At 39.6% G+C, this 12,926-nt stretch carries 11 protein-coding genes, 10 tRNA genes and 1 rRNA gene; 2 read left to right on the plus strand and 20 right to left on the minus strand.

The window, feature by feature from the left end:
* The 12 genes from G4Z05_RS09895 to G4Z05_RS09950 form a co-directional block, all read right to left on the minus strand.
* Window positions 1-344 (minus strand): 16S ribosomal RNA (locus G4Z05_RS09895); the annotation flags it as partial.
* Window positions 345-449: 105 nt separating this feature from the next.
* Window positions 450-523: transfer RNA gene (locus G4Z05_RS09900), tRNA-Gly, on the minus strand.
* Between the two features lie 15 nt (window positions 524-538).
* Window positions 539-615, minus strand: a tRNA-Pro gene (locus tag G4Z05_RS09905).
* Window positions 616-631: 16 nt separating this feature from the next.
* A tRNA-Arg gene (locus G4Z05_RS09910) sits at window positions 632-708 on the minus strand.
* A 60-nt stretch (window positions 709-768) separates the two neighbouring features.
* Window positions 769-854 (minus strand) — tRNA-Leu (locus G4Z05_RS09915).
* 62 nt (window positions 855-916) lie between these two features.
* Window positions 917-1,001, minus strand: a tRNA-Leu gene (locus G4Z05_RS09920).
* Window positions 1,002-1,009: 8 nt separating this feature from the next.
* Window positions 1,010-1,084, minus strand: a tRNA-Gln gene (locus tag G4Z05_RS09925).
* Between the two features lie 21 nt (window positions 1,085-1,105).
* A tRNA-Asp gene (locus tag G4Z05_RS09930) sits at window positions 1,106-1,182 on the minus strand.
* A gap of 47 nt (window positions 1,183-1,229) precedes the next feature.
* Window positions 1,230-1,301, minus strand: a tRNA-Glu gene (locus G4Z05_RS09935).
* A gap of 15 nt (window positions 1,302-1,316) precedes the next feature.
* Window positions 1,317-1,407 (minus strand) — tRNA-Ser (locus G4Z05_RS09940).
* A gap of 4 nt (window positions 1,408-1,411) precedes the next feature.
* Window positions 1,412-1,486 (minus strand) — tRNA-Asn (locus G4Z05_RS09945).
* Between the two features lie 147 nt (window positions 1,487-1,633).
* Window positions 1,634-2,107 (minus strand): SprT family protein, encoded by a 474-nt coding sequence (locus G4Z05_RS09950; RefSeq protein WP_163251866.1) that lies wholly within the window; start codon window positions 2,105-2,107, stop codon window positions 1,634-1,636.
* A gap of 95 nt (window positions 2,108-2,202) precedes the next feature.
* On the opposite strand from G4Z05_RS09950, the gene cmpA reads away from it, so the two are divergent.
* Window positions 2,203-2,316, plus strand: coding sequence for a cortex morphogenetic protein CmpA (cmpA, locus tag G4Z05_RS09955; RefSeq protein WP_127484595.1), 114 nt, complete (start codon window positions 2,203-2,205; stop codon window positions 2,314-2,316).
* 172 nt (window positions 2,317-2,488) lie between these two features.
* Here cmpA and G4Z05_RS09960 read toward each other — a convergent pair whose 3' ends face one another.
* The 6 genes from G4Z05_RS09960 to acpS all read right to left on the minus strand — a co-directional run bounded on the left by G4Z05_RS09960 (window position 2,489) and on the right by acpS (window position 8,742).
* A complete protein-coding gene (locus G4Z05_RS09960; protein ID WP_205597515.1) occupies window positions 2,489-4,681 on the minus strand; it encodes a Tex family protein in 2,193 nt (730 codons plus the stop codon).
* A gap of 325 nt (window positions 4,682-5,006) precedes the next feature.
* Window positions 5,007-5,357, minus strand: coding sequence for a type II toxin-antitoxin system endoribonuclease NdoA (ndoA, locus tag G4Z05_RS09965; RefSeq protein WP_038538762.1), 351 nt, complete (start codon window positions 5,355-5,357; stop codon window positions 5,007-5,009).
* 4 nt (window positions 5,358-5,361) lie between these two features.
* Entirely contained in the window at window positions 5,362-5,643 is a 282-nt protein-coding gene (locus G4Z05_RS09970; RefSeq protein ID WP_038538759.1) for a CopG family ribbon-helix-helix protein, read from the minus strand.
* Window positions 5,644-5,928: 285 nt separating this feature from the next.
* Window positions 5,929-7,086, minus strand: coding sequence for an alanine racemase (gene alr, locus G4Z05_RS09975; protein WP_163251806.1), 1,158 nt, complete (start codon window positions 7,084-7,086; stop codon window positions 5,929-5,931).
* An 85-nt stretch (window positions 7,087-7,171) separates the two neighbouring features.
* A complete protein-coding gene (locus G4Z05_RS09980; protein ID WP_163251807.1) occupies window positions 7,172-8,188 on the minus strand; it encodes a LolA family protein in 1,017 nt (338 codons plus the stop codon).
* A 203-nt stretch (window positions 8,189-8,391) separates the two neighbouring features.
* Window positions 8,392-8,742 (minus strand): holo-ACP synthase, encoded by a 351-nt coding sequence (acpS, locus tag G4Z05_RS09985; RefSeq protein ID WP_163251808.1) that lies wholly within the window; start codon window positions 8,740-8,742, stop codon window positions 8,392-8,394.
* A gap of 91 nt (window positions 8,743-8,833) precedes the next feature.
* Between acpS and G4Z05_RS09990 the strand changes: the two genes are divergently transcribed.
* Window positions 8,834-9,415, plus strand: a complete 582-nt coding sequence (locus tag G4Z05_RS09990) for a rhomboid family intramembrane serine protease (RefSeq protein WP_163251809.1) — start codon at window positions 8,834-8,836, stop codon at window positions 9,413-9,415.
* Between the two features lie 335 nt (window positions 9,416-9,750).
* On the opposite strand, the gene cshA is transcribed toward G4Z05_RS09990, so the two are convergent.
* Both cshA and G4Z05_RS10000 read right to left on the minus strand, forming a co-directional pair.
* Window positions 9,751-11,226: a degradosome RNA helicase CshA gene (cshA, locus tag G4Z05_RS09995; RefSeq protein ID WP_163251810.1), complete on the minus strand. Its 1,476-nt coding sequence runs from the start codon at window positions 11,224-11,226 to the stop codon at window positions 9,751-9,753.
* A gap of 294 nt (window positions 11,227-11,520) precedes the next feature.
* Window positions 11,521-12,897, minus strand: a complete 1,377-nt coding sequence (locus G4Z05_RS10000) for a UDP-N-acetylmuramoyl-tripeptide--D-alanyl-D-alanine ligase (protein WP_163251811.1) — start codon at window positions 12,895-12,897, stop codon at window positions 11,521-11,523.
* Between the last annotated feature and the right edge of the window lie 29 nt (window positions 12,898-12,926).

Consider the following 12,926-nt stretch of genomic DNA (forward strand, 5'->3'; position numbering starts at 1 on the left):
TCTGGGCCGTGTCTCAGTCCCAGTGTGGCCGATCACCCTCTCAGGTCGGCTACGCATCGTCGCCTTGGTGAGCCATTACCTCACCAACTAGCTAATGCGCCGCGGGCCCATCTGTAAGTGTCAGCGTAAACCGACTTTCAGCATCCCCTCATGCGAGGGGATGAATTATCCGGTATTAGCTCCGGTTTCCCGAAGTTATCCCAGTCTTACAGGCAGGTTGCCCACGTGTTACTCACCCGTCCGCCGCTAACCAACAGAAGCAAGCTTCTATTGGTCCGCTCGACTTGCATGTATTAGGCACGCCGCCAGCGTTCGTCCTGAGCCAGGATCAAACTCTCCAAAAAAGTTGATTAGCTCATAAAATTAACGTTGGCTTCGTTTCGATTGAAACGAATGTTGTGATTATTGACGTTTTTGGTTGTTTAGTTTTCAAAGAACAATAACATTTGTGGAGCGGGTGATGGGAATCGAACCCACGACAACAGCTTGGAAGGCTGTGGTTTTACCATTAAACTACACCCGCAAATACATTTTATAGTGGTCGGGAAGACAGGATTCGAACCTGCGACCCCTTGGTCCCAAACCAAGTGCTCTACCAAGCTGAGCTACTTCCCGGAATTATATATTTATATGGCGCGCCCGACAGGAGTCGAACCCATAACCTTCTGATCCGTAGTCAGACGCTCTATCCAATTGAGCTACGGGCGCTCTGTGAAAAACGACTTTTGTATTATATCATAACCTAATCGTTATGTCAATACATTTTTTTGGTGCGGCCGAGAGGACTTGAACCTCCACGGTGTTGCCACCACTAGGCCCTCAACCTAGCGCGTCTGCCATTCCGCCACGACCGCGTTAAGAATTAGAGACAAAAACTATTATAACACGAAATCTAGTTTTTTCAACTAGAATTTATTGGTGCGGGTGAAGGGAGTCGAACCCCCACGCCTTACGGCGCCAGATCCTAAGTCTGGTGCGTCTGCCAATTCCGCCACACCCGCAAAATTAATGGCTGGGCTAGCTGGATTCGAACCAGCGAATCACGGAGTCAAAGTCCGTTGCCTTACCGCTTGGCTATAGCCCAACAAAAATATTTACCTATAAATGGCGGTCTGGACGGGACTCGAACCCGCGACCTCCTGCGTGACAGGCAGGCATTCTAACCAACTGAACTACCAGACCAAAGAAAGAAACAGAAAATAAGCCTAATACTCATTTTCCATTCCTGATGACCCCTACGGGATTCGAACCCGTGTTACCGCCGTGAAAGGGCGGTGTCTTAACCACTTGACCAAGGGGCCAGATATAAGAATTTATGGCGGAGAAGGAGGGATTTGAACCCTCGCGCCGCTTGCGCGACCTACACCCTTAGCAGGGGCGCCTCTTCAGCCACTTGAGTACTTCCCCAATATGGCTCCGCAGGCAGGATTCGAACCTACGACCGATCGGTTAACAGCCGATAGCTCTACCACTGAGCTACTGCGGAATAATTAGCATTCATAGATTACTGTGAATAACATCATTTACTATCTTCCAACAGGTCATCTCCCTGTCGACTCTTTAAATTATAATGACGAGACAATCTAATGTCAACATTAATTTTAAAGAAAAAATTTTGGAATTAGTAAATCAATTATTTCATAAACAATTCCTTTACCTTTTCTAGTTTTCCCTTACACTTTCCGCAAACATAGCGGTTTGTGTCAATTCTTCTTTTTCTATAATAGGGTAAATGGCATTGCGTACATTTATAAAGAAGAACCTTTTTCATTAATGGCTTTCTTTTTTCATTAGGTAACTGATTGCAATATCTCGGTGCTCCAACTTTTTTTAATAATAGTTTAAAATCTCGATCACGATGCTGATACCCTTTCCCCTCAAGGTGAAGATGATAGTGAACAAGTTCATGTTTAATAATCCCAACTAATTCTTCTTCACCAAGTTGCTCTAAGTACTTTTTATTAATTTCAATATTATGTGTCTCCAAAATATAACGGCCGCCAGTTGTACGTAATCGAGGATTAAACATTGCTTTATGTCTAAATGGTTTTCCGAATGAATCAATGGAGATTTTTTCAACCATTAATTGAAGTTCTGAATCCAACATTTTTACCCCACTCGCTTTCATTCGAACGTGACAACCTATTATAGCATATATTGTTTATACCCTTAGGAGGAATTTACTTTTCGGGAGGTTTAACTATGCCTACTTGGTTTCAAAACCAAATGAAAAGAGCTTTCTATGAAAAAAACCGTTACCAAATTAAACTGTTAAACCAATGCTGGTTTTTTTACAGAAAAAAACACTGCTCTTAAATAACCTTAGCACTTTATTTTAAGACGAACGCCATAAGACACGCCGATAAGAAGGACTCTTCCTATTGATCCCTCTTAACGAATTGGCTTATGGCCTTAAGTCCAATTAACGCTGTAGCCTTAGGTCATCTAAAAGCAGTGTTTATCCTTTTGAAAACAATCCTTAAACTATTTATGACGGCTGCAGCATGGTTAGTGCTACACGTCCTTTTTTCATGTCGACTGAATCCACCCAAACAGTTACAACATCCCCTACGGAAACAATATCTAATGGATGCTTTACAAAACGATCACTTAATTTCGATATATGCACGAGACCGTCTTGTTTTACTCCAATATCAACAAATGCTCCAAAGTCTACCACATTTCTAACTGTACCTTGTAGTTCCATACCAGGTTTTAAATCTTCAAGTTTAAGTACATCTTTTTTCAGCAGTGGCCGAGGAAGGTCATCGCGCGGGTCCCTTTCTGGTCTAACAAGGGCATCAACGATATCCTTTAATGTTAACTCACCAATGGAAAGTTCATTTGAAACCGATTTAAGATCTAATTTGCTTAAGGCGGACTTCAATTCTTCGGTTCCTAAATCAGCTGTAGAGAACCCTAGATTTTGCAATAATTTTTCTACTTCATGATAGTTTTCCGGGTGAATACCCGTACGATCTAGCGGCTGTTCTCCATCTAGTACACGTAAGAAACCAATGGCCTGTTCATATGTTTTGGCACCTAGACGCGGTACTTTCTTTAATTGGGCACGACTAGTAAACTTTCCATTTTCGTCACGCATTTTAACAATATTATTTGCAGTGGTTTTATTTAGACCAGCTACATACTGAAGCAAGGATGTGGATGCAGTGTTTACATTTACCCCTACTTGGTTTACTGCGGTTTCGACGACAAAATTTAGTGACTCAGAAAGCCGTTTTTGTGACACATCATGCTGGTATTGACCTACTCCTACCGATTTTGGGTCAATTTTTACTAATTCAGCAAGCGGATCCTGCAGACGACGGGCAATCGAGACTGCACTCCGTTCCTCAACTTGGAGATCCGGAAACTCTTCTCTCGCAAGATCCGAAGCGGAGTATACACTTGCACCGGCTTCATTTACAATTAAATAAAAAATTTCTTGATCCACTTCTTTTAAAACATCGGCAACAAACTGCTCTGTTTCCCTTGAGGCTGTCCCGTTTCCGATTGCGACCACTTCTATTTTGAATTCACGAAGGATGTTAGTGAGCTTTTCTTTCGCTTCCTTTGTTTTTGAAACAGGCGGATGTGGGTAAATGACATCAATTTTTAATACCTTTCCTGTTTCATCCACAGCTGCTAGTTTACATCCTGTCCGATAGGCCGGGTCTACCCCTAATACCATCTTGCCTTTTAACGGTGGTTGCAATAATAAATTTCGGAGATTTTCTGAAAAAATATGTATTGCCTGCTCTTCCGCTTTATCGGTTAATTCACTACGAATTTCTCGTTCAATGGAAGGTTGAATTAAACGTTTGTAACTATCCTCTATAGCTTCCATCACAAATTCGGCTGCGGGCGAATGCAAGTTTTTGACCCATTTTTTAGACAATTTATCCATAATGATATCCGCGTTGATTTTAACTGATACCTTTAGAATCTCTTCCTTTTCGCCACGATTTAAAGCGAGTATACGATGGGGTACAATTTTATTGACTGGTTCCTCGTACTCATAATACATTTCATATACATTTTTTTCGTCTTTTTCTTTATCTTTTACAGCAGAGACAACAATACCAGATTTAAAGGTTTCGCGGCGAATCCATTTCCGGCTTTCCGCATCATCCGACACCCTTTCGGCAATAATATCCTGTGCACCGGCTATTGCCTCTTCAATTGTAAGTACCTCTTTTTCCACCGATAAGTATTCTTTTGCTTTTTCTTCAACACTTTGATTAGAAAAAGTAAGCATCCAATCGGCTAGCGGCTCAAGTCCTTTTTCTTTAGCAATGGTTGCCTTAGTGCGTCTTTTTTGTTTATATGGACGATATAAGTCTTCCACTTCTTGAAGTTTTTCAGCCTTTTGAATGCTATGTTGAAGCTCTTCCGTAAGTTTTCCTTGTTCAGCAATCATGCGGAGAACTTCTTCTTTCCTTTGTTCAAGATTCTGGATATATTGCCAACGTTCTAGAATATTCCTAATTTGCACCTCATCCAACGCACCGGTCATTTCTTTTCGATAACGGGCAATGAATGGAACTGTATTTCCTTCATTTAATAAAGAAATTACATTTTTAACCTGTTTAATGGAAATTGCCAGTTCACCAGCAACCTTCCCTAATAGTTGTTCCTCTTTTAAAACGGTTTCAGTCACCAAAGTCTTCCTCCTGTCCATTTTTTCTTATTGTATCAAATAACATAAGGAGTTTCATAAGAAAAGCGAAAGCCCCCTGTTTTGCGGCGTATGACATGGAGGTCTCCAACTGAGATAAAGGATATACAATGAGTCAAAAGGCGAATCGATGTTGACTTATCTTAAGGTGGAGTTCGAAAGCGTCTTGCTGCTAGGGGGCTGGAGCTAGACAGTTCTTAAAGTCGCCATTTTTTCTCAATAAAATAAAAAAGCAAGCTTTTTATAGCTTGCTTAAGCAGTATGAAGGTATGGGCACAGCATTATGTACGAAAACACGCCCTTTGTTACAAAAGAGCGTGTTTTATGACTAAAAATCGATGAGACCTAAGCTTACTTGCAAGGCTTCATCCACTTTCTCCATCATTTCGTCATCGAGATGGGTAATTTTATCGGTTAACCGCTGCTTATCAATTGTACGAATCTGCTCCAACAGAATGACCGAATCTCGTTCAAATCCGTAGCGCTTCGCATCAATTTCAACATGAGTAGGAAGCTTCGCTTTTTGAATTTGAGCTGTAATCGCTGCAACAATAACTGTGGGACTAAACCGATTCCCGATGTCGTTTTGGATGACAAGTACAGGACGGACTCCGCCTTGTTCAGAACCAACAACTGGGGATAGGTCCGCGAAATATACGTCACCACGCTTGACAATCAAGGGATTATCCTCCACTTACAAGTCGTTCAACTGTATGCTCTGCCTCATATTCTGCTTGAAATGCTTCTGACGCAATTCGAAGATTAATTTTTGCCATTTCCATGTACCCACGTCTCATGGATTCGCGAATTTGTCTCTTTTTTCGTTCGCGCAAATACATTTTTGTTGCCTGGTAGATAAACTCACTTCGGTTTACATTTTCTTGCTTAACAAACCCATCTAATTCAGTTAATAGATGTTGCGGTAATTTTACCAAGATTTCCGTAGTTGCGCTGGATTCAGCCACAAACATACACCTCCACCATCACTACACACCAATTTATCGCCAATTAAGATTGATTACCGATTGGCATTTTTTGCAGCGTCGCCACATAAACCGTCCAAAGGGATTTAACATTTGGCGAGTCTCCATTTATCTATACCATAGTTTATAATACCATTAAACGATTACCATGCATAGACTAAATATATTTCCTATTGTATTATAAGCCAATAAAACAACCTTTTATGCACAAATCATTAGTAAAATCATAAGTAGGATTTCTTTTAAATAAACTATAACTAAAAGTACTTAAAGAAGATAGTTTTTTACTTCGACAATTTTTCCACCTTTTTTATAAAATCGGGGGACACGTTTAGAAATGATACAAGTTACTTCATAATTAATAGTATCAAGCTTGGCTGCAATTTCATTTACAGAAATCACTTCTTCTTTTTGTCTACCAATTAAAGTTACCTCCGTGCCAACCGGAACATGATATGGAAGGCGAACCATACATTGATCCATACAGATTCTTCCTACAATCGGTGAGCGAATTCCATTGACAAGCACTTCCTGCCCCTGAAGTTTTCGAATCCACCCATCAGCATACCCAATTGGTATTGTTCCAATCCATTCTTCTCCTTCACTCACATAAGTGGCGCCATAGCTCACTTTATCTCCCTTTTGCAGTTTTTTTACATGAATAAGCTTCGACTTTAATGAGAAAGCTTCCTTTAACGGAAAAGGAATTTCTTTTTCCATTTCTAACGAAGGGGTTAAACCGTACATGGCAATCCCAACTCGAACGGCATTAAAATAAGCTCTTGGAAACCGTATCGATGCGGCGCTATTACTTGAATGAATATACTTTGGCTTTTTAGCAAGAGAGGCAACCAGCTTTTCAAATTTCACCAATTGCTCTTCAAAATAAGTGATGTCCAATTCATCTGCTGTGGCAAAATGGGTAAAAACGCCTTCAAGCTCAAACCGTTCATCATCGGCAATTATTTTCTCAATCCCACATATTTCCTCGCTCGTTCGTACACCGATTCTTCCCATACCAGTATCTATTTTCAAATGAACTTTCATTCTGTCTTCAGATTTTAAATAATTTTTTGCTTCCTCGAGCCATTCTTTTTGAAAAACAGTTAAGGTAATATGATTCCTTGCCGCGATTTGACAGTCTTGAGGACGGCTAGCGCCTAATACAAGAATTGGAGCGTTGATCCCATTATTTCTTAGAGCTATTGCTTCATCTAAAAAGGCAACTGCCAAATAGGTAGCCCCTGCTTCTAATGCTGTTTTTGCCACTTGGATATCACCATGTCCATAGGCATTTGCCTTTACCACCGCAATCATATCCACGCCTTGAGGGAGAAGACTCTGAATGGATCGTATATTTTCTGTAATTCGTTCCAGATCCACTTCCACCCATGTATCTCTATAAAAGCATTCCACTTCTTCCATCTGACTTCCACTTCCCCAAATTATTTGTTATTTATTATACCATAAAAAAATAACAGGCCCCTTAAGAGCCTGCTATGAAAAGAGTCTACTTCACTGCTTCTCCTTGAACAGATTTCGCTACTTCAATCATTTCTTCTTTTGTTAGGTTATTCGAAGCAATCATATAGTCTACTCCATTATATGTCCAAGTGAGAGAGTTATCTGTTACTGCTCCAATGGTAATCCCTAAATCAACGAGGTCTCCCTCAACATAAGTTGGATATGTGGATGCCTCTTTTACTTTTACTTTTTCTTGAACAAGAGTATAGGATTTTTCTTTTCCTTCATAAGTGAGAACAACCCGCTTACCGTCTTCGATTGTCATTTTCTTTTCTCCCGTTAGCTTTGTACCCTGAATTTCATAAGTAGGATATTTAACCGTAAAGGATGGATCTTTTTCGTCTGCCATAGCTGGCATATCGAGGTCAGCGCGAGTCATGTTTTTCTTCATATCAAAATCGTCCTTGTCAAAGCTGGCATTAAATGTAACCTTTTCAAACTTTACAGTGACAAGAGCATTCCCATCTGAATCCATTACTTTAACGGAAGCAGGTGTCAAATCCTTTTTATTTAATTTAATTTCCTGCACTGGGAGCATACTATTGTTTTGATAGCGTGTTTTTGTTTCAAACACATAATGTTCTTTTGTTGCAGAGAACTTGGCCCCTTTATCTGCAACAATATCTTTAATTAATGATTCGTATAAATACGCTTGGCTGCTATTGGTAGGCCAATCACTTTGGAAACGAAAGCTCTTTTTAAGTGCGGGTGTCAGTACAAACACCCCTTCTTTATTTCTTAATATCATTTGGCTTTGATCTTTTTCAGCGTTCTTTAAATTCACACGATAGTAAGAAGGATCCATATGCCAGATTTCTACATCATACGTTTGTGAATCAGTACCCATTCTCAACGTCATTTTTGCCTTCATCTTATAGCTAGATAAGTCCTCGAGTTTTCCGTTTAACTCCTTGACCACATCATCTTGTGACTTGGAACCGCATGCTGCAAGTAAAAAGATGGCCATCAGCCCTGTCATCAGCAGCAACAACTTTTTCTTCATTCCTTCAGCCCCTTCTTGTCTCATTTCATTTCCATGTAGAGAAGAGAAAAGCAGGGTTCAGGCAGGGTTCAAAACAAATTCCTTGAATTTCAAGTCATTTGTTTTTCAAAATAACCGTAGCTGACCTTGTCTCTCCCATTTTCCCTACGAATATATGAGACAAGGATTAGGAATATGCCCAAGCTGTTTTATTTTTAAAAATTTCATTCCTCTTCAATTATTACTTGGGCGACGGCATAATCTCGGCTATGGGAAATAGACAAATGCGCCCGTATAGCTGGTTTAGCAATAATCGGTTTTCCAGCCTGATCGTTCGAGATTTCTATGTCCAAGAACGACAACTCTCTCCCAATCCCGGTGCCTATCGCTTTAGAAAAGGCCTCTTTGGCTGCAAACCTTCCCGCTAAAAACTCGATCTTTCTTCTGTCTTGTAACTCTTCATATCTTGCCTTTTCACTAACAGTTAAAATCCGGTCAACAAATTTCTTTTGTCTATTTATTAGAGCTTCAATCCGAGATAGTTCAATAATATCAATGCCGATTCCTTTAATCATCGTATCCTTCCTTCTATTTATTTTTCTAATTGCATAATAGTGTACAAGGTAGAAATAAAGTCTATGATAGTTAGTGAGAGGAGGTTAATCAATGTTTACAAGAACGGAAAGCTTTCGCGAATTTATTCGATTTTACCCGATTGTTTCTATCATAGTAGGTATACATATCGCCTTATACCTGTTTACCATTTTACCAATATTCCCCAACTTATGGTTTATTGAAAACTTTTCAGGTGTTAACCTTTATATAATAAATGGAGAATATTGGCGACTTATTACACCCATTTTTATGCATAGCGGATTTTCTCATGTACTATTTAATAGTTTTTCCTTAATATTATTTGGCCCAGGACTTGAGAGAATGCTTGGTGGCAGTAGATTTTTGCTAGTATACCTTGTTTCAGGGCTGATCGCCAATATCGCCACCCTTTTTATCGAACCATTGACCTACACCCATGTTGGTTCAAGCGGAGCAATCTTTGGTCTATTCGGCTACTATATCGCCATAATTGTTTTTCGAAAAAATATTCTTTCCAAGCAAAACTCACAAATCATTATTACCCTAGCTGTCATTAGTTTAGTTATGACATTTGTAGAGCCTAACATTAATATTACCGCTCATATATTTGGTCTACTTGGCGGATTCCTGCTTGGCGCCCTTTCAAAAAAATAAAGAGCAAGGAGCTATCAAATGAATGAGCTTCTCCATCTTTATTTCATATTCAATGTCTCCGGGTCTGGTGTCAGCGGTTAATCACCTAAAAAAAACGGCCACTTTCGGTCAATGCGATGCTTTTACTATAATAAACTACCTTATTACATACTCTAACTCGAGGTAAAAGATACACGAAGAGCCGGAGATATTTCAATATTGACTGATCGTAGGAAGAAATAAGAAGGTCTCTCACCATTAAGGTTCTAACGGTAGAAATATATTATAGTTAGAACCTTTTTCTTATCTCAAAACAAAAAAGCATAGACCCAAAAGTCCATGCTTTTTAAATAGAATTAATGGTTATAGCTTTTTGATTTCTGCTTCGTGCTAGGTCTTCTTTCTCCTCGTGTTTTCATTGATGCTTTTTTTCTGCGATCTCCGGAGTTATATCCACGAAAATCATCTCTTCTGCGGCGATCGCGGTCGAATGACTTTCTTTCCTTCTTAACAGGAAGCGGCGCTTCTTCCGTTAGCTTAACTGGAGTTGTATCAGGCTCCTTAGTCAGCATCTTCAATACAGCTGCTACAACGGTCGTTGCATCATTAGTTTCTAACAACTCTTCCGCTGCCGCTTTGTAATATTGCAGATTGTTTGAATCAATCGTTTGCAAAATTTTATCCACTACAGCCCGTTGCTGACCTTCTAACGCCTCGTCAAGAGTTGGCGGCTTCATTCTTTCCATTTTCCGTTTAGTTGTTCGTTCAACAACAAACAAATATGGCTTTTCGCGCGGTGTTACAAATGTCATTGCTACACCTGTTTTTCCAGCGCGGCCAGTTCGGCCGATTCGGTGAACATAGCTTTCCGGATCTTGTGGTATGTCAAAATTATATACATGAGTAACTCCGGAAATATCCAATCCGCGTGCGGCCACGTCAGTTGCGACAAGAACATCGATAGATCCTTCCTTAAACTTCCGAAGAACAGATAAACGCTTGGCCTGACTTAAATCACCATGGATTCCTTCCGCGGTATATCCTCTTAAGTTCAATGCTTCTGATAATTCATCCACACGGCGTTTTGTCCGTCCAAAAACAATCGCCAAATCTGGTGATTGTATATCAAGAAGTCTTGTTAGTACATCAAATTTGTTTTTTTCCTGAATCTCTAAATAATACTGTTCAATAGAAGGGACCGTCATCTCTTTCGCTTTCACTCGGACAATTTGAGGATCCTTCATAAATTTTTCTGCAATTCGTTGAATCGGAGCCGGCATAGTTGCGGAGAACAACAATGTTTGTCGTTCTTCCGGAATTCCTGCAAGAATGGTTTCAATATCATCAATAAAGCCCATGTTCAACATTTCATCGGCTTCATCAAGAATAACGGTCTTTATCTGATCTAAACGAATGGTTCTTCTTTTTATATGGTCAAGAATCCGACCTGGTGTACCAACAATGATGTGTGGAGATTTTTTTAAGGAACGAATTTGCCTTCCAATATCCTGACCACCATAAATTGGCAATACTCGCACACGTTTCCCCGCACCAATTTTGTAAAGCTCTTCTGAAACTTGAATAGCAAGCTCCCTTGTTGGTGCAATAATAATTCCTTGTATAGCTTCTAAACTTGTATCTATTTTTTCAACCAACGGAATTCCGAAGGCTGCTGTTTTTCCGGTTCCTGTTTGAGCCTGCCCGATCACGTCTTTATTTTGTAGGCTCAATGGGATCGTTTCCGCCTGGATAGGGGTCGCTTCCTCAAAACCCATACGGAGGACAGCTTTTAATGTTGCTTGGCTAATGCCTAAATCTTCAAACCTTGTCAATGTTTTTCATTCTCCTTCATCTATTTGACAATATTTTTTATTGCTAATGCTGAATCTATTCTTCCGAAACGCATCAAATGACCTCTTTATTTTACCAAAAAAAAGACATTCTCCAAAGGAGTATGCCTTTTTATAACTACCTTTTAGACATATTGGTGATAATCATACCATTAATAAAAATATTATGCAATAAAACTAATGGGTACAAACTACCCTTTAATCCATACATTTATGCAGCTAATCATCCCTTATCACCACATCAAATGGAACCAAATTTGTATTACTTACCACCAATTATTTTTGTAAACCTTTAACAACTTCCTCTAATTTCATACCACGAGAAGCTTTTACAAGGATTAAAGTGCTAGGAGTAATATGCTGTTTTAGTTCTTTAATTAAAGCCTCTTTATCTGTAAATGCAAAAATTCGCTGCTTCCCTAAAACGGATTTTGCCCCATTGGCTATATGTTTTCCTAGATTTCCATAAGTAAAGAGAAGGTCGATTTTATCCCGATCTAACCTTAATCCGATTTGATGATGATATTCCTCTTCTTCTGGCCCCAACTCAAGCATGTCACCGAGGACTAGAATTTTCTTGGTATAACCATGCAAGTTTGCCACCAATTCAATAGCTGCCATCATTGAAGTTGGACTAGCATTGTAAGCATCATTAATAATTTTCTCTCCCTGACTGCCTTCCACTAACTCCATTCGCATGTTAGTTAGCTTCATGGAACGGAAACCCTCATTCATTTTTTCAAAGGAAATGGAAAAATAACGGGCAGCCAACATGGCAGCAAGAGCATTTAAAATATTGTGTGTTCCCAAAATAGGAAGCTGAAACACTGTATCTGTTGCATTAATTGTAAAACTGTTGCCATTTTCAAGCTGAGTAATTTGTGTTGGATATAAATCATTTGACTCACTTCGACCAAAGGTTTTTAGTTGTATTTTCCCTTTGAACATCTGGATTCTTTCCATTAATAACGGCTCATCACCATGCAAGATAGCTAAACCATCCTCTTTTAATCCCTGTAAAATTTCCAATTTTGCTTCCGCAATGCTTTCTCTCGAGCCTAGATCCAACAGGTGAGATTCTCCAATATTTGTAATAATAACCACATCAGGGCAGGCAAGTTTTGTGAGGAATTCAATTTCCCCTCTACCACTCATCCCCATTTCTAGAACAGCAATTTCTGTATCCTCTTCTAATCCGAGTACGGTTAAAGGAAGACCTATATGATTATTAAAATTCCCTTCCGTTTTTTGCACTTTATATTGTAAAGATAGCAATCCAGCAGTTATATCTTTTGTGGTTGTTTTTCCATTGCTACCTGTAATGCCAACCACTTTAACAGGCAATTCCTTTCGATATTGACGTGCCAATTCCTGGAGGGCTTTGAGACAGTCATCGACAATTAAGATCGGCAAATGAAGCGGTGGATTTGGTACATCCTTTTGCCAAAGAGCAGCAGCTGCTCCTTTACGGATTGATTCCTCCACATAATCATGTCCATCAACATGCTCTCCGCGCAATGGAACGAATAAATTCCCCGGCTCAATTTTACGCGAATCAATCGTGACTCCATTAATCATAACGTCTTCCACTGATTTGAAATCATTTCTTACTGTAATCATTTCTGCAATTTGCTTCAAGGAACGTTTAATCATGTCAAGTTCCCCTCCTTATCTGATATATA

The sequence above is a fragment of the Neobacillus thermocopriae genome, from assembly GCF_010975035.1.
Taxonomy (GTDB): Bacteria; Bacillota; Bacilli; order Bacillales; family Cytobacillaceae; genus Neobacillus; species Neobacillus thermocopriae.

Bases quoted from the DNA above. Each gene is read 5' to 3' on its own strand.
- alr (WP_163251806.1), bottom strand. From the start codon at position 7,086: ATGGAAGAAGTGGAATGCTTTTATAGAGATACATGGGTGGAAGTGGAT.
- G4Z05_RS10000 (WP_163251811.1), bottom strand. From the start codon at position 12,897: ATGATTAAACGTTCCTTGAAGCAAATTGCAGAAATGATTACAGTAAGA.
- G4Z05_RS09990 (WP_163251809.1), top strand. From the start codon at position 8,834: ATGTTTACAAGAACGGAAAGCTTTCGCGAATTTATTCGATTTTACCCG.
- cmpA (WP_127484595.1), top strand. From the start codon at position 2,203: ATGCCTACTTGGTTTCAAAACCAAATGAAAAGAGCTTTCTATGAAAAA.
- G4Z05_RS09960 (WP_205597515.1), bottom strand. From the start codon at position 4,681: ATGGACAGGAGGAAGACTTTGGTGACTGAAACCGTTTTAAAAGAGGAA.
- G4Z05_RS09950 (WP_163251866.1), bottom strand. From the start codon at position 2,107: ATGTTGGATTCAGAACTTCAATTAATGGTTGAAAAAATCTCCATTGAT.
- G4Z05_RS09980 (WP_163251807.1), bottom strand. From the start codon at position 8,188: ATGAAGAAAAAGTTGTTGCTGCTGATGACAGGGCTGATGGCCATCTTT.
- acpS (WP_163251808.1), bottom strand. From the start codon at position 8,742: ATGATTAAAGGAATCGGCATTGATATTATTGAACTATCTCGGATTGAA.